General features: G+C 50.5%; 13 protein-coding genes and 3 pseudogenes. 11 read left to right on the forward strand and 5 right to left on the reverse strand.

The features are described 5' to 3' along the window. Positions 1 to 33: 33 nt before the first annotated feature. The 5 genes from KHX94_RS09570 to KHX94_RS09590 form a co-directional block, all read right to left on the reverse strand. Positions 34 to 213 (reverse strand): hypothetical protein, encoded by a 180-nt coding sequence (locus KHX94_RS09570; RefSeq protein ID WP_213683217.1) that lies wholly within the window; start codon positions 211 to 213, stop codon positions 34 to 36. Next, a complete protein-coding gene (locus KHX94_RS09575; RefSeq protein ID WP_213683218.1) occupies positions 210 to 1,283 on the reverse strand; it encodes a type II toxin-antitoxin system HipA family toxin in 1,074 nt (357 codons plus the stop codon). Before KHX94_RS09575 ends, KHX94_RS09570 begins: the two co-directional genes overlap by 4 nt. Continuing rightward, positions 1,270 to 1,614 carry a helix-turn-helix transcriptional regulator gene (locus KHX94_RS09580; protein ID WP_213683219.1) on the reverse strand — a complete coding sequence of 115 codons (345 nt, stop codon included), beginning with the start codon at positions 1,612 to 1,614 and terminating at the stop codon, positions 1,270 to 1,272. Before KHX94_RS09580 ends, KHX94_RS09575 begins: the two co-directional genes overlap by 14 nt. A gap of 543 nt (positions 1,615 to 2,157) precedes the next feature. Continuing rightward, on the reverse strand, positions 2,158 to 3,063 hold the full coding sequence (locus tag KHX94_RS09585; protein ID WP_213683220.1) for a helix-turn-helix transcriptional regulator: 906 nt from the start codon (positions 3,061 to 3,063) through the stop codon (positions 2,158 to 2,160). Next, complete coding sequence (locus KHX94_RS09590) at positions 3,063 to 3,914, reverse strand: formate dehydrogenase accessory sulfurtransferase FdhD (RefSeq protein WP_213683221.1); 852 nt, start codon at positions 3,912 to 3,914, stop codon at positions 3,063 to 3,065. Before KHX94_RS09590 ends, KHX94_RS09585 begins: the two co-directional genes overlap by 1 nt. 275 nt (positions 3,915 to 4,189) lie before the next feature. On the opposite strand from KHX94_RS09590, the gene KHX94_RS09595 reads away from it, so the two are divergent. The 11 genes and pseudogenes from KHX94_RS09595 (at position 4,190) to fdh3B (KHX94_RS09645) (ending at position 16,596) form a co-directional block, all read left to right on the forward strand. Beyond that, positions 4,190 to 4,645, forward strand: a complete 456-nt coding sequence (locus KHX94_RS09595) for a DUF3305 domain-containing protein (protein ID WP_213683222.1) — start codon at positions 4,190 to 4,192, stop codon at positions 4,643 to 4,645. Continuing rightward, positions 4,645 to 5,244: a DUF3306 domain-containing protein gene (locus KHX94_RS09600; protein ID WP_213683223.1), complete on the forward strand. Its 600-nt coding sequence runs from the start codon at positions 4,645 to 4,647 to the stop codon at positions 5,242 to 5,244. Before KHX94_RS09595 ends, KHX94_RS09600 begins: the two co-directional genes overlap by 1 nt. Before the next feature lie 152 nt (positions 5,245 to 5,396). Next, positions 5,397 to 7,073, forward strand: a complete 1,677-nt coding sequence (locus KHX94_RS09605; protein WP_425314053.1) for a 4Fe-4S dicluster domain-containing protein — start codon at positions 5,397 to 5,399, stop codon at positions 7,071 to 7,073. Positions 7,074 to 7,083: 10 nt separating this feature from the next. Then, a pseudogene (locus KHX94_RS09610) lies at positions 7,084 to 7,739 on the forward strand (TorD/DmsD family molecular chaperone). 71 nt (positions 7,740 to 7,810) lie between these two features. Beyond that, positions 7,811 to 8,011 (forward strand): twin-arginine translocation signal domain-containing protein, encoded by a 201-nt coding sequence (locus KHX94_RS09615; RefSeq protein WP_213683224.1) that lies wholly within the window; start codon positions 7,811 to 7,813, stop codon positions 8,009 to 8,011. Between the two features lie 18 nt (positions 8,012 to 8,029). Continuing rightward, the gene (locus tag KHX94_RS09620; protein ID WP_213683225.1) at positions 8,030 to 10,879 is read left to right on the forward strand and encodes a molybdopterin-dependent oxidoreductase; all 2,850 of its coding nucleotides are present in this window, start codon (positions 8,030 to 8,032) and stop codon (positions 10,877 to 10,879) included. Positions 10,880 to 10,906: 27 nt separating this feature from the next. Continuing rightward, positions 10,907 to 11,506 (forward strand): formate dehydrogenase FDH3 subunit beta, encoded by a 600-nt coding sequence (gene fdh3B / locus KHX94_RS09625; RefSeq protein ID WP_212594834.1) that lies wholly within the window; start codon positions 10,907 to 10,909, stop codon positions 11,504 to 11,506. 43 nt (positions 11,507 to 11,549) lie between these two features. Continuing rightward, positions 11,550 to 12,557 carry a formate dehydrogenase subunit gamma gene (locus KHX94_RS09630; protein WP_213683226.1) on the forward strand — a complete coding sequence of 336 codons (1,008 nt, stop codon included), beginning with the start codon at positions 11,550 to 11,552 and terminating at the stop codon, positions 12,555 to 12,557. A 370-nt stretch (positions 12,558 to 12,927) separates the two neighbouring features. Continuing rightward, positions 12,928 to 13,125, forward strand: a complete 198-nt coding sequence (locus KHX94_RS09635) for a twin-arginine translocation signal domain-containing protein (RefSeq protein ID WP_212594832.1) — start codon at positions 12,928 to 12,930, stop codon at positions 13,123 to 13,125. An 18-nt stretch (positions 13,126 to 13,143) separates the two neighbouring features. Further along, positions 13,144 to 15,998: pseudogene (locus KHX94_RS09640) on the forward strand (formate dehydrogenase subunit alpha). 29 nt (positions 15,999 to 16,027) lie between these two features. Beyond that, a pseudogene (gene fdh3B / locus KHX94_RS09645) lies at positions 16,028 to 16,596 on the forward strand (formate dehydrogenase FDH3 subunit beta). Positions 16,597 to 16,643: the final 47 nt, after the last annotated feature.

Genomic DNA, 16,643 nt, shown 5'->3' on the forward strand with positions numbered 1-16,643 from the left:
CTGTAACCACTTTTGGTTGTTAGCCCTCCTGTATTAACGCTCTAAAGAATATGGATTTAGGAACTGTCTGCGCCACCATAAATTTTTATCAACTTCACTCACTTTTGCTTCATCACAGACTTGTTGCCAATTTTTCTCTATCACATCTATCTGCTGGTCAAATATATCTGTCGCATTCTGAGGCGTAAGCAAAAATGTGCTGGCTGCTTTCATGCACACCGCAAGCTGACTAAAGCGATTATCCCCATGAATGAGCATCGCTTGGGTCGCTTCACCACCGCTACGTCCCTGAGGACAGATATCATATGCGGGGTTAGCGATAATTGATGCCCATCCCAGAATGCAGCATGATTTCTTGCGTGATCGTCGGTGTTACCACACAGAATGGAAAACACTAACCGGCTAAACAGTTCCCTCAAGGTCTCTTTAGGCTTTTCAAACCGAGTCCTAATAATTTCGGCAAAGGTCTCATAGCTCGCGTACCGTGCCTCCATGTCTGAAAAGCCAAATAGTGTTAACGCTGAAACGATGGGTCGGCGTGCCCATTGACCATCTTTTTTCGCTCGGTCAAAACGCTCCACTAACAACACGTCTTTGCCGGATGTGGTCTCTATCCGAACGTTTGCAACGTTGAGCCCTGCCAATTGAGCTAAACGCATCGCAACAAACTCAGCCTTTACAACGCTGTATTGGTCAGTTAATGCAGAGAACTTTGCAATATACTTGGTATGGTGCTCCTCAATTAGCGCCTTGGGACGAGCTCCACCGATTGAACTTCCATGGAATAGGGCTTGATCTAACTCTGGCGTAAGGGGAACACCTTCTTCTACCCTTTGCGCTGATTCCATTAACTCTTCCATGCTGGCATTTACTACCGAGCGTGGAACGTATTCAGTAGGAGACTGCTGGAAGTCCAGCGCGCCGATGCGATCCGAACCTGATTCGAGCAAATACGTCATTTCATCGAGATAATCGGTATCGATATCACCTCTCTTTGTTCCGACCTTCTTGTTAATAATGACGCGCCGCCCCCAAGCATCTGGGGCGCCATCACGTATACAGCTAGGCATATTAAGGCCTTCAGGCAAGGGCAAAATCCCTGCTTGAAGTGGTAGCTCTGGCTCGTAAATGGGGATCTTATCTTGCCTGTTTAGGTAGCTTTGACCGTAGTTGAAAACCATGTTTTCCCCATCCATCTGCAACCTACCGGCGACAACTGGCGTCGTGGCGTTTGGTAACCAAATCCAAACATAGGCCTCAGCAGGACCTTTAGAAGTCGTCATGTACTACCCTCTTGGTTTTCCTTGATGCTGATGGTAAAAGAGCAAGCTTGTCATCTAGGTACTTACTGTGAACATTTATGATGGTATTGCTATCACTTGAATTAAAAAGGCTAACGCCTACTATTTTAGCCACCTCAAACACCACACCAATTTCACACTTAGGATCTGCTTTTTCAATCCGCGAGAGCGTGCTGCGAGAGATCCCCGCACGTTCTGACACTTCCAAAGCCGTCATTTTACGTTCTAAGCGCGCTACGCGAATGAGCTTTGCCAAGAGCTCCAAAGCCTCACCTGTATAGCGAGAATACGTTCGAACAATAGATTTAGGCATAACATGCACCATATATAAAACATAAGGCCTATTAATGGCTCGTATAAAACACATATTACAGGATTTTGATGGTAGCTTTCAATGATGGGTTTTGTATCATATATGGTACATTAATAACTATTAAGTATCATATGTGATACACTTGATGGCTATTTATGTATTGGGTCTTGCAAACATTTTTGAAGCTGTTTATCTTCATCAAACGTCAACAAACACTCATGCTTCGCTATTGATAACCGTATTGTTCAGGCGTTCTTCTGACTAGCCACCATTAACTCTGTAGTATTACAAAATTTGGTTAACTCGCAGTTTACAGAGTCAGTTGCCAGTCATGCAGATAACTCACAATGGGGCAAAAAAGTTGTATGACTCCGCAAAGGCAGACAACGCCATTTCCCCTTGGCCGCAGTGTGAGCGCGGAAGCTCACGACGTTAGCAAACGCAGTTTGCATAGGCGCAGCCTATTTCTTTAGCCCAGAATAGTACGATGCACCGTACTTAGTGCGCTTTTGCCAATAACGACAGGTAGATCATGCGAGCTACTTACTCCGGACTCCATAGCAATTGGCCGCAATCGGTCAGGTCATAACCGCCAAGCAGTGCGGCCATCTGCCGTGATGATGAACCGGCCAGCAGTTTGAACAGTTGCTGCAATTGTCGACGGAAGTAGATGCCTTGTGGCATAACAAAATCAAAGGATTCTGTCAGCAACGGCACAAATCCCAGACCGCTTTCCATGGCGACAGCCTGACAGCCAAAACCGATATCGGCATCGCCGCGCGCTAGATAGCCTGCCAACTCTCGCTCGCTATAGGCCGTGAGTACCGTATTCAGATCTTTTAGGCTGGAGCCGCGTTTCATCAGCCAGTGTTCCAGATGTTGTTGGCTGCCAGCGCCGCCTTGGCGGCTGACCCACCGCCACGGCAGGCTCAGTACCTTATCTTCTTCCTGACATTGGTGATGCAATTCTGGGCGTACGATCAATCCCTGTTGCCGATTGTAGCCATGCACCATGATCCACTGCTGGTGGTTGGGGTAGCCTTTTAATAGTGCGGTGTGGCGAATATTGCGCTCATCGGCGCTGCCCCAGTGCAGAGTGCAAACATCGGCATAGCCTTTGGACAGCAGTTCCAGTCCTAGCCGCGACCCTGTGGCGCTGTAACTTATCAGTTCACGACTGCCAACCTCTGCCATTAAGCGGGCGACCTGCATTGACAGTAGCGGATCATCACTGCCGGTGATCAGCAAACGGTCAGACAACATGCCGCTGTGGCAGGAATCCATCAGCCAGCGGTCGATTAGGATTTTTGGAAACAGCCATTTACCAGTGATTTTGGTGGCTGGCAGCATCCGGTCATTCGCCATGGCGTAGACCTTTTTCTCATTCAGATCCAGATACTCCGCTACCTGCTTGGCACTCATATATACCAGTTCACTGGGTTCGGTCATTATCTCTCCTGCGTAACCGCTTGGTTTGATTGGATGTCATCAAATTCTATGTTGTCGGCGCCATGATACACCAGAAAATGCCGCCCTTTCGCGCGGGCGATCATGGTAATTCCCAGTTGTTGCGCTAGTTCTAGTCCCATTTGGGTCACGCCGCTGCGAGACAACAGCACCGGAATGCCCATTTTGGCCACCTTGATGACCATCTCTGAGGTCAGACGGCCAGTAGTATAGAAAATCATATTGCCGCCGTCTTGTTGCTTCAACCACATCTCGCCAGCAAGTGTATCAACGGCGTTGTGACGGCCGACATCTTCCACAAATGAGCTGATGTTGTCTTCTATGCAAACGCCGCAGCCATGTACTGCACCTGCATTCTTGTAGGTGTCATTATATTGGGCGATATTGCGCAGCAAACTGTAAATCATGCTTTGTTTAAGGTGGGGCTCTGGCAGGGAAATATTGTCCAAGCCTTCCATAAAACCACCAAATACTGTGCCTTGACCACAACCTGTGGTGACGGTTTTTTCCGCTAGTTTAGCGTCTAGATCTTGCGCCTGCTCTTTGGTGATCACCGCTGCGGAGTTTACTTCCCAATCAACAATCACCGATTCCAGTTGTGTAACATCACTGATAAATCCTTGGTTTTTCAAATATCCCAGCGCTAAGGCTTCGGGTCTAGCGCCTAGTGTCATCAGGGTGACAATCGGGCGCCAGTTGAGATACACCGTCAGTGGCCGCTCACACGCAACGGATTTTTGCTGAACAACCCCGTTTTCGTCGATAGCGGTGACATTGATGGTGAGTGGCACTTCAGTTGCGGTTTTTATCAGATGCAGCTTGGCTTGGGTCATGATAGGACTCATGCAAAAAAACAAGACCCAGAACTAGCAATAATCATACCCGCCATACCTGAGAGCATAAATGCGTGATCTACTGCAACTCTCTGCATGATGACAGTGTATATTGTGCAAAGTGTCATTTGAGGTGCGACATATTGTCCGTGACCAGGGCTGGAATACTTGATCATCATCAAAAAATTTTTTGATTTTGTATCTGGTTTATTTTTTGCATATGCCTATGGTTAACCCTGTGACCCGAAAATAATGACTCGGGAGGAAGAATCCTTATGCAGCATACTCAAAGCGTATGGCCCATGTACGTATCCCTGAAAAAAGTGGAAAAACAGATTGGGCGTTGGTTGTCAGAAAGCTGGGAACTGGATCAAGTTGTCCCTGCCTCGCAAGATGCGCCAGCCGGTGCCAACCTGGTGTTGTTGGAGTTGTTTTTGGATGAACGCGCCAGCTACCGTCTGAATCTTGATATGGATAATCCCATGCTCTATATCGTTTGTGATGAGCAGGAAGACGGCACTTGGGTGCCCGCAGCGATTTCGGCGGATCAGAACGTGGCGGCGGGTTGTCTTGAAGGCGATACCCCGGTATTGAACATGGTGATGCCGGAAGCCATCGCCTGTTGGATCGAAGCGTTTATTTCAGAGCACGGTGAAGTGGAGATCTGTGCCCATCGTCGTAAACATGTGAACCGCCGTAAGGAAGTGGCCGAAGAACAGCGGAGGCATTAATGGCAGAAGAACGCAGTTTTCTGAGCCGTTGGGCGCAGCGCAAACAGCAGGCACTGGAGGGCGAAGTCCCCGATGAGCCTGAAGTGGCGGCGGATGATGACGTAACCGCAACTCTAACAACCGATGTCGCGCCAGCGACTACCGCCGATGCCGCGGTTACTGCGCCTGAAGACGAGCCTCAGCCGCTGCTGGGCCCTGAGGATTTACCTGATCCCGACAGCATCGAAGTCGGTGGCAGCTTTGCCAGCTTTATGGCTAACAATGTGGATCCAGACGTAAAGAAAAATGCCTTGCGGGCATTATGGAAGCAGCCACATTTCAGCGAGATTGACGGCATGATGGAATATGCCCTGGATTATAGCTGTCAGCCCACCTTGAGCGCTGAGGTTTCCAGTGAGTTAGCGAAGAAAGTCTTTCGTCATCTCATTGAAAAAACAGAAGAAGCGGTTACGGAATTGGCCGATGAGCCAGTCCCGGCAGTTACAGCAGCGGAAACGCCCGCACCAACCCTGTTGGCGGACAATTTGGACGAAGCTACAACAGCAGATAGCCAAAATGCCACATTACCAGCAGCAGAACCCGACAAAGGGGTTGTTTAACGTCAGTTTGGCAGTATCTAAATACCATAATTTTGGTATGTGAATTGCTGATAATTCCAATTAGTCGGGCTGTGACAAAGCGCATAAATCAATAATAAAAGCAGATAGATACTAACAAGCGTCACAGCCAAAAACCTGTTCAGGAACGCAAAGTGAGCAATAGTGTGAGCAATAGCCCCGCCCAGCAAGCGCTGCGGCAGGTGCGCACTGAGGTGCAACAGCAGACTCGAATTCTGCAAAACCTGATCCCGCCCACCGTCAGCTACACCACAGAGGGGAGCGTGTTGGTGATTGGGCCGGAGGATCTGGCACGGCTGGCCGCGGACAAATTGTCCAGCATGGCTGGCTGTGTGATTTTGGCCAATGAGGCGATTACCAGCCAGGATGAAGCCCATCTGGAACGGGTGATGGCCGCTGCCGAAAACGTCGAGACTTATTACAACAAGTTGTTATCGGTCAAGGGTTTTTTAGGGCAGTTCCAGGTTGCGGTAGAGCATAATGGCACTGCCGCGGAATTAAGCATGGTGGCGCTTCGCAAAGCCCATTTTGACCTGATTCTGGATCTGAGCCGTGAACCAATAATCCAGCTGGAAATGCTACCACCTGGCTATTTTTATGTGGGTCAGGATCCAACCAAACTGGCACAAGCGCTGGAAGAACTACCGCAGATGGTGGGGCAGTTCGATAAACCGCGTTACGTTAAGATCAATGCCGATATCTGCGCCCATTATCGTAATGGCGTTAACGGTTGTAATCGCTGTCTGAATTTCTGTCCCGCCGATGCTATCAAGAGTGTGGAGCAACAGATTGAGGTTGACCCTTATCTGTGCCACGGTGCGGGCAGTTGCAGTAACGCTTGTCCCACCGGGGCATTGACTTATGATCTGCCAACGCCCCAAGCCCTTCATTCCTATCTGAATAAACTGATCAGTCGGTTCCTGGAAAAATCCGGTACCGCGCCCGTCATTCTATTTCATGATGCCGCCCAAGGCGCAGCCTTGATCACCGACCAGCTCCCGGGTGATGTCTTGCCTGTTGAACTGGAAGAGATCACCGTTGCTGGCATGGATCACTGGTTGGCAGCGTTAGCGTGGGGCGCCCGTCAGGTCTTGGTGCTGAACACTGCAGCCACTGCTCCCAGCTTGACACAAATGTTGCAAGGAGAATTGGCACTGACCAATACCTTATTGCAAGAAATTGGGCAGCCTGCACGTATCTCTTTGATTGGTGAAACAGAGCTATCAGAACTCTGGCCTATACTTGATAGCAGCATGGCTTGGCCGTTAACGGTTCCGGCAACTTTTGCGACAGATAGCAAACGTGCCATCTTGTTTGCCGCGCTGGATTACCTCAACGAACAGGCAGCCCAGGCGAAACATCGGTTACCGCTGAGCAATGTGCCGTTTGGTCAGGTGCAGGTAAAAGCTGACGGCTGTACTTTGTGTATGTCTTGTGTGGCGACTTGTCCAACTCTGGCACTGCAAGATGGTGGTGACCAGCCAGCGCTGTACTTTGTTGAACAGGACTGTGTGCAGTGTGGCCTTTGTGAAGCCTCATGCCCGGAAAAAGTCATCAGCTTGCAGCCAACGATTAATCTGGATCAAGCAGCCAGACAGCAGCGCCAGATCTTAAAAGAAGAAGCTCCGTTTGAATGTATTCGCTGCGGAGCCCCATTTGCGACCCAGTCTATGGTGCATCGGATGCTGGAGATGGTCGGAACCCACAGCGCCTTTAGCACCCATATTGATCGCTTGAAGATGTGTGGGGATTGCCGGGTGAAGGATATGTTTGAAGAGATCCTTAACGACCCGGAAAAGCAACTGAGATAAGAGAGCCGTTATGACCGAAACAACAAAGCAAGTATCCGAAAACGATCAGCTCCGGGCCGACATTTATCAGCTGCTGGCCGCTTTACTCAGGCGCGAGCCTACCCAGGAACTCCTGCAGTTTCTGGCTAATTTGGAAGTCGATGCCAACGAAGATAACGCCATGACTCGTGCTTGGTTGGCATTAAAGCTGGCGGCGGCACAGTTCAGCCCCGAACAACTACAGGATGAATACTTCAACCTGTTTATTGGGGTCGGTGCTGGTGAAATCCTGCCTTACGGTAGCTGGTTTATGACCGGCTCTTTAATGGATAAACCGCTGGCACTGTTGCGCCAGGATCTGCTGCAGCTTGGCTTTGAGCGGCAGGACGAGGTCAAAGAGCCAGAAGATCATGTGGCAGCGCTGTTTGAAGTGATGAGTGTGTTGATCCTGGAAGCACCATCACATCAGCAACTGGCGTTCTATCGGCGCCACATCGGCAGCTGGATTGTGCGTTTTTTCGACACGCTGTCTCGTTGTCAGAGCGCGGCTTTTTATGCCGTGGTTGCCCAGCTTGGCCGGGCCTTTTTGAAACCGAAATCGCTGAATTTGAACGACTGGTGCTCAGCACTCCGGTGGTGGAAACCTCTGACGTTCAGATCCAGCCCAAAGCCAGTGAAATGGCTTGATTGACTGGTGTGTAACACCACAGACGTATGGTGTGGGAATTATTCCCACTTAATAAAAACAAGGAGACGCTATGAAGAAGCAAGCTTCCGATATGAGTCGCCGTCAACTGCTGAAAGCATTAGCTGTCGGTAGTGCCGCTGGAGCTGTAGCCACTGTCAGTGGTCAGGCAATGGCTGCTGCGCCACAGGCTACAAATGAGCCGAAGCCGCAAGACGGTTACCGTGAAACCGAGCATGTCCGCAGTTATTACGACACTTTGCGTAATAAATGATAAATAGGAGTGTGTGAGATGCGATTAACCCGTACATCCGAACAGGCACCTGTGGCAGAAACGCCATCGTTGGGCCTGAATCGCCGTCAGTTCCTCAAGTCAGCAGGCTTGGCAACCGGTGGTATTGCTGCCGCTTCCATGCTTGGGGCTGGAATGATGCGCAGGGCCGAGGCGACTGAAGTGCCTCATGATGCACCTACCGAAGTGAAGCGTACCATCTGTTCACACTGCGCTGTAGGTTGTGGTCTTTATGCCGAAGTACAAAACGGTGTGTGGACTGGTCAAGAACCTGCATTCGACCATCCATTTAACCGTGGCGGCCACTGTGCTAAAGGCGCGTCATTGCGTGAAGTGGCGCATGGCGACAAGCGCAACAAATATCCAATGAAGCTGGAAGGCGGTAAGTGGAAACGTCTGAGCTGGGAACAGGCCATCAACGAGATTGGTGACCAGATGCTGAAAATCCGTGAAGAGTCCGGCCCGGATTCTGTTTACTTCATGGGTAGCGCTAAGTTCTCTAACGAACAATCTTACCTGTACCGCAAATTAGCGGCTATGTGGGGCACCAACAACGTCGACCACTCAGCCCGTATTTGTCACTCTACCACTGTAGCCGGTGTGGCCAACACCTGGGGTTACGGTGCGCAAACCAACTCTTTCAACGACATGCACAACTCTAAGTTGATCCTGTTCGTTGGTTCTAACCCAAGTGAAGCCCACCCAGTTGCTATGCAGCACGTACTGGAAGGGAAAGAACGCGGTGCCAAAATTATTGTGGTTGATCCACGTTTCACCCGTACTGCAGCTAAGTCTGACGAGTACGTGCATATCCGTCCCGGCACTGATATTCCTTTCATTTACGGTCTGCTGTGGCACATCTTTGAAAATGGCTGGGAAGATAAGAAATTTATCGATTCACGCGTGTACGGCATGGAACGTATCCGTGATGAAGCGGCCAAGTTTAACCCAGAAGAAGTGACTAACATCACTGGCGTTAGCAAAGAACAGATGTTCCGAGTTGCTAAGATGCTGGCTGAACACAAACCCGGCACTATCGTATGGTGTATGGGTGGTACTCAGCATCATATCGGTAACGCTAACACCCGTTCATACTGCATTCTGCAGTTGGCACTGGGTAACATGGGCGTTGTGGGCGGCGGTACTAACATTTTCCGTGGTCACGATAACGTACAGGGCGCCACTGACTTCGGTCTGCTGTTTGACAACCTGCCTGGTTACTATGGTTTGACTTCCGGCGCTTGGGGCCACTGGTCTCGCGTTTGGGATCTGCCTGCTGACTGGGTTGCCAGTCGCTTTGACCAAGGTGAATATCTGGGGCAGAAACCACAAACTTCTGCGGGTATTCCTTGTTCCCGTTGGCACGATGGGGTGCTGGAAGACAAGACCAAGATTGCCCAGAAAGACAATATCCGTCTGGCATTCTTCTGGGGGCAGTCTGTTAACACCGAAACCCGTGGTCGTGAAGTGCGTGAAGCACTGAACAAAATGGATACTGTGGTGGTGGTTGATCCACATCCAACCATGGCTTCTGTTATGCCGGAACGTAAGGATGGCGTCTACATTCTGCCTGCTTGTACCCAGTTTGAAACCTACGGTTCTGTCACTGCTTCCAACCGTTCATTGCAGTGGCGTGATAAAGTGATTGAGCCGCATTTCGAATCGCTGCCTGATCACACCATCATGTACAAACTGGCGAAGAAATGGGGTGTTGAGAAAGAATTCTGTAAACACATCCAAGTCAACAACGATGAACCTTTGGTTGAAGATGTTACCCGCGAATTTAACCGCGGTATGTGGACCATTGGTTACACTGGTCAGAGTCCAGAACGTCTGAAAGAACACCAGAAAAACTGGGGTACTTTCGACTTTGATTCACTGGAAGCTCCCGGTGGCCCATGCAAGGGTGAAACCTATGGTTTGCCTTGGCCATGTTGGGGCACGCCAGAGATGAAACATCCTGGTACCCAGATCCTCTATCGTACCGACCGTGAAGTCCGCTTTGGTGGCGGTAACTTCCGTGCCCGTTATGGTGTGGAACACAATGGCACCAATATTCTGGCAGAAGGTTCATTCTCAAAAGGCAGCGAAATTCAGGATGGTTATCCAGAATTTTCTGACAAGATGCTGAAACAGCTGGGCTGGTGGGACGATCTCACCGCCGATGAAAAAGCGTCTGCTGAAGGCAAAAACTGGAAGACTGACCTATCCGGCGGTATCCAGCGTGTTGCCATCAAGCATGGTTGTATTCCTTTTGGTAACGCCAAAGCCCGTTGTATCGTGTGGAACTTCCCGGATGATATTCCGCTGCACCGCGAACCGCTGTACACTCCGCGTCGCGACTTGGTAGCGAAATATCCAACCTATGAAGACCGCATGGTGGCGCGTTTGCCTACCTTGTACAAGTCAATTCAGGACAAGGATTTCTCTAAAGACTTCCCGATGATCCTGACCTCAGGCCGCTTAGTGGAATACGAAGGTGGCGGTGAAGAAACCCGTTCTAACCCATGGTTGGCTGAGTTGCAGCAGGAGATGTTCATTGAAATGAACCCTGCCGATGCGGCTGACCGTGGCGTGCGCAGTGAAGACGATGTCTGGGTACATAGTCCTGAAGGCGCACAGATCAAAGTGAAAGTGATGGTAACGCCAAGGGTTCAACCGGGCGAATGCTTCATGCCTTATCACTTTGCGGGGATCTTCGAAGGTAAGAGTTTGGTTGATAAATATCCTGAAGGCACAGTGCCTTATGTTCAGGGTGAGTCTGCCAATACCGTATTGACATACGGCTACGACGTGGTGACACAGATGCAGGAAACCAAAACCTCTCTGTGCCAAATCACCAAAGCCTGACCGTACTTGATGAGGAGATAAGCCACTATGGCAGTCATGAAATTCTTATGTGACACCAAGCGCTGCATCGAGTGTAACGGTTGCGTCACTGCCTGTAAAAACGAAAACGACTCCGCTCTCGAGTGGGGTATCCAGCGTCGCCGCGTGGTTACCATCAATGATGGTCAGCCCGGTGAAGCCTCCATCTCAGTTGCTTGTATGCACTGTACCGATGCGCCTTGTATGGCAGTTTGCCCGGCAGACTGTTTCTACCGTACTGAGGAAGGCATCGTACTGCATAACAAAAACACCTGTATCGGTTGCGGCTACTGCTTCTATGCTTGTCCTTTCGGCGCACCTCAGTTCCCGAAAAAGACCGCATTCGGCAGTCGTGGCAAAATGGACAAATGTACTTTCTGTGCGGGCGGTCCAGAGGAGAATTTCTCTGAGCGCGAACACAAACTGTACGGTGCCAACCGTATTGCAGAAGGTAAGTTGCCTATGTGTGCCGAGCTTTGTTCTACCAAAGCGCTGCTTGCCGGTGATGCCCAGGTTGTTTCTGGTATCTACCGTGAGCGTATGGCCCGCCGTGGTGCCAGTCCTGATGTAATTTGGGGTTACAACCCTAAGACTGGTGTGATCAACTAAGAGTGAACCGGGACGGGGAAACTCGTCCCGGCGAGGAGTGACTATGGTTATCAAATCACTGCGCAGCCTGTTCGCTCTGATGTTGTTGGTTTGCGGTATGGGGCTGTCTGCAACAGCTTTTGCCGCTGACCAACAGTCCAGTCAGCAACAGGCTACTGCGCAAACCAGCGAAGCCGATCTTTGGCGTGCGGTAAAATCGGGTGAAACCGGATATACCACAGCTAAAGGGGTGGAGCGGGGCGTGTTGATTAATGTGACCGGGGAACAAGGGCGGGAGATCCGCAATAAATACGTGACACCCGTAATGGGCTTTGCTGTTGTCGGCGTATTTGGCGCGTTTCTGCTGTTTTACTTTGTTAACGGTCCAGCACGGTTGAATGACGGCTTTTCCGGCAAGATGGTATTTCGCTGGAGCAAAGCGGATCTCATTCTCCACTGGTGTGTGGCTATCAGCTGCCTGACCCTGATCTTCACTGGTCTCAATATCATGCTGGGTAAGCATGTGTTGCAGCCAATGGTGGGTGAAGGGAGTGGCATTTGGGCATCACTGATATACGGCTCTAAAACCATCCACGATTGGGTGGGGCCATTCTTTATCGTCTGCTGGGCGATACTGGTGGTGAAATGGATGCCGCATCAGATGATTAAAGGCTATGACTTTAAGTGGTTCCTGACCGTTGGCGGTTATTTCAACGTCGGCCCGCTTAAAGGCAAACATGCTGATTCCGGCTTTGCTAACGCTGGGGAAAAAGCCTGGTTCTGGACACTGGCCATCTTTGGTCTATTCATTGCCGTTTCTGGGGTGATGATGGTATTGCCAGGGCTAGCTCTGCCGCGTGAAGCCTCAATGGCGGCGCTGCTGGTGCACGGTGTTAGTGCCGTCCTGATCATCGCTTTTACTATCGTCCATATCTGGATGGCGACTGTCCTCAGTGAGGGCGGTATGGAATGTATGGTGTCCGGTTATTGTGATGAAAACTGGGCCATGCAGCACCACAATCTGTGGTATGACGAAATCAAGGCCAACGGCACGCTGCAATATCGCGAATAATCGCAGTTTGTTGTGTAAAACACCCTGGCTTGCCGGGGTGTTTTTTAAGTCAATACATACGCTATTTTTGCTACAAATAACTAACAATTTGCTGGGTATAATCCCTATCTAAATTAGGGATTTTGAGCCCTGAAAAACATGATTCAGTTAACGCTTTCCCCTGTTGTTAAGCCCATTGCGGCGCTAATACTGCGCTAGATCAATATCAGTATTTCCCAATCCCCTTATATTCCCCGAGCCTAATGATAATCCCCTATTCAATTGATTGAATTTTGGTCAAATTTGGCCGGTGTTGTGAATGATTCGTTAATTCTCAAATGCCGTGTTTCCCTCGTATCTCGCATGGATGAACCACCCCAGGAGTAACAAAGTGAAAGAGCAGAAGCCCGATCTGCAACGCAGATCCCTGCTGAAAGCCCTGACCATAGGCACAGCTGCCGGCGTAGCCGTTGCTGCCTCCCAGGTCTCTGTGGCTCAGGCAAATGAAAGCACTGATAACGCTACCACCCATCAGGATGGTTATCGCGAAACAGCGCACATCCGCAACTATTACAACAGCCTGCGTTAACCCAGGAGAAATTAAGCGATGAAGTTAACTCGCACATCTAGCGTCGCCGCCAAGACCGACGCCACCATACTGGGGATTAGTCGTCGCCAGTTTATGAAAAGCGCTGGTATCGCCACCGGTGGTATTGCTGCGGCATCCTTCTTAGGAACCGGCATGATGCGTCGCGCAGAAGCCAAAGAAGTTCCTCATGATGCCCCGATTGAAGTCAAACGCACCATCTGTAGCGCCTGCGCTGTAGGTTGTGGCCTGTATGCTGAAGTACAAAATGGCGTGTGGACTGGTCAAGAACCTGCATTTGATCATCCCTTCAACCAAGGTGGTCACTGTGCCAAAGGTGCTGCACTACGTGAGCATGGGCATGGGGAAAAACGCGTTAAATATCCAATGAAGCTGGTAGCTGGCAAGTGGCAACGTATCTCTTGGAACACCGCCATTGACGAAATTGGCGAGCAGATGCTGAAAGTCCGCAATGAGTCAGGTCCAGATTCGCTGTACTTCATGGGCAGTGCTAAGTTTTCTAACGAAGGCTGCTATATGTACCGCAAATTTGCAGCCATGTGGGGCACTAACAACGTCGACCACTCAGCCCGTATTTGTCACTCTACCACTGTAGCCGGTGTTGCTAACACTTGGGGCTATGGTGCGCAAACCAACTCATTCAACGATATCCAGAATACCAAAGCGATTTTCTTCATCGGTTCTAACCCGGCTGAAGCACATCCGGTGGCGATGCAACATATTCTGCTGGCGAAAGAACGCAATAAAGCCAAGATCATCGTGATTGATCCGCGTTTCTCTCGTACCGCCGCGCACGCAGATCTGCATGTGAATATTCGTCCAGGCACAGATATTCCTTTCATCTACGGTATGTTGTGGCACATTTTTGAAAACGGTTGGGAAGATAAAACCTTTATCCAACAACGCGTTTTTGCTATGGATGAAATTCGCAAAGAAGCCGCTAAATTCCCACCCAAAGAAGTGGCTAACATTTGTGGTATCAGCGAAGACTCACTCTATCAAACCGCTAAACTGTTTGCTGACAACCGTCCTGGCACTGTGGTTTGGTGTATGGGGGTACACAGCACCACGTGGGTAACGCCAACACCCGTGCTTACTGTATTTTGCAGTTGGCCCTTGGCAACATGGGTAAACAAGGTGGCGGTACTAACATTTTCCGTGGTCACGATAACGTGCAAGGCGCGACTGACCTTGGTCTGCTGTTTGATACATTGCCAGGTTACTACGGTTTGACTACCGGAGCCTGGAAGCATTGGACTCATGTGTGGGATCTGGACTTTGATTGGGTCAAAGGCCGTTTCGACAATGGTAACTACCTTGGCCGTGAACCAATGATCACTCCGGGGATCCCTTGTTCTCGTTGGCACGATGGCGTGTTGGAAGACAAAACCAAGCTGGCTCAGAAAGACAATATCCGTATGGCGTTCTTCTGGGGTCAGTCAGTGAATACTGAAACTCGTCAGCGCGACGTGCGTGATGCTCTCGACAAGATGGATACCATTGTAGTGGTCGACCCAGCACCAACCATGGCCGGGGTAATGCATCGCCGTAAAGATGGTGTCTATCTGTTGCCTGCCTGTACTCAGTTTGAATCCCGTGGTTCCTTGTCAAACTCTGGCCGCTCAGTACAGTGGCGTGAACAGGTCATTGAACCGCTGTTTGAATCTAAAAACGACTTGGAAATCATGTATCTGTTGTCTAAGAAATTGGGCTTCGATAAAGAGTACACCAAGCGCATCCAACTGGATGAAAAAGGCATTCCATTAGTGGAAGATGTGACCCGCGAAATCAACCGTGGTATGTGGACCATCGGCATGAGCGGTCAGAGCCCTGAGCGTATTAAAGCGCACACCATGAACTGGGGCACCTTCAGCAACAAGACCTTGGAAGCTGACGGCGGCCCATGCAAAGGCGAAACTTACGGTTTGCCTTGGCCATGTTGGGGCGCTCCAGAGCAGAAACACCCTGGTACGCAAATTCTGTACAACACAAGCAAACATGTGTTGCAGGGTGGTGGTAACTTCCGTGCCCGTTATGGCGTGGAATATCAAGGCCACAACATTCTGGCGGAAGGGTCTTACTCTTTGGGTTCAGAAATCCAAGACGGTTATCCAGAATTCTCCGACAAGCTGCTGAAACAACTCGGCTGGTGGGATGATCTGACCGCAGAAGAAAAAGCCGAAGCAGAAGGCAAAAACTGGAAGACCGACCTGTCTGGCGGTATCCAGCGTGTAGCCATGAAACACGGCTGTATCCCATTTGGTAACGCCAAGGCCCGCTGTATTGTGTGGACCTTCCCAGATCAAGTGCCAGTGCACCGCGAACCGCTGTACACCCCACGCCGCGATCTGGTTGCTAAATACCCAACTTACGATGACATGCAGGTGCATCGTCTGCCAACGCTGTACAAGTCAATCCAGCAACAGGATATGACTGGCAAATACCCACTGGCGCTGACGTCTGGCCGTTTGGTGGAGTACGAAGGTGGTGGTGAGGAATCTCGTTCCAACCCATGGCTGGCAGAACTGCAACAGCAGATGTTTGTTGAAATTAACCCCGCTGATGCTGCCGATCGCAGTATTCGCAACGGTGACAAAGTGTGGCTGGAAGGCGCCGAAGGTGGCCGCGTGCTGGTTCAAGCGTTGGTGACTCCGCGCGTGAAACAGGGCGTAACCTGGATGCCATACCACTTTGCCGGTGTGATGCATGGTGAAAGTCTGGAGGCGAACTATCCGGAAGGTACTGCGCCGTATGTGCTGGGCGAATCTGCCAACACTGCGCTGACCTACGGTTACGACCCGGTAACCCAGATGCAGGAGACCAAAGCGTCTCTGTGCCAGATCGTCAAAGCCTGATTGCAGCGTAAGTGAGGAGAATTGCCACTATGGCTACTATGAAATTTCTGTGTGATACCAAACGCTGCATCGAATGTAACGGTTGTGTCACCGCCTGTAAAAACGAAAACGACTCCGCGCTTGAGTGGGGTATTCAGCGTCGCCGTGTAGTCACTCTGCACGATGGTCAACCCGGCGAAGCCTCTATCTCTGTGGCCTGTATGCACTGCTCTGATGCACCGTGCATGGCTGTGTGTCCGGCTGATTGCTTCTATCGCACCGAAGATGGTGTGGTGCTGCATAACAAAGACAAGTGTATCGGCTGTGGTTACTGCCTGTACGCTTGCCCGTTCGGTGCACCACAGTTTCCGAAAAAGGCGCATTTGCTGCTCGCGGTAAAATGGACAAATGTACTTTCTGCTCAGGCGGCCCTGAAGAGAATTTCTCAGAAGCTGAACGCCAGAAGTACGGCTCCAACCGTATTGCCGAAGGCAAACTGCCAATGTGTGCTGAGTTGTGTGCCACCAAGGCGCTGCTCGCCGGTGATGCTGAAGTGGTTTCTGGCATCTACCGTGAACGCGTAGCCTATCGTGGTGCTGACAATGCAGCCTGGAAGTAAGCGTCCGTACAGAGATAACTGGCTCGCGTAATTGAGCCAGTGAGAGA

The organism is Shewanella dokdonensis, from assembly GCF_018394335.1.
In the GTDB taxonomy this organism is placed as follows: domain Bacteria; phylum Pseudomonadota; class Gammaproteobacteria; order Enterobacterales; family Shewanellaceae; genus Shewanella; species Shewanella dokdonensis.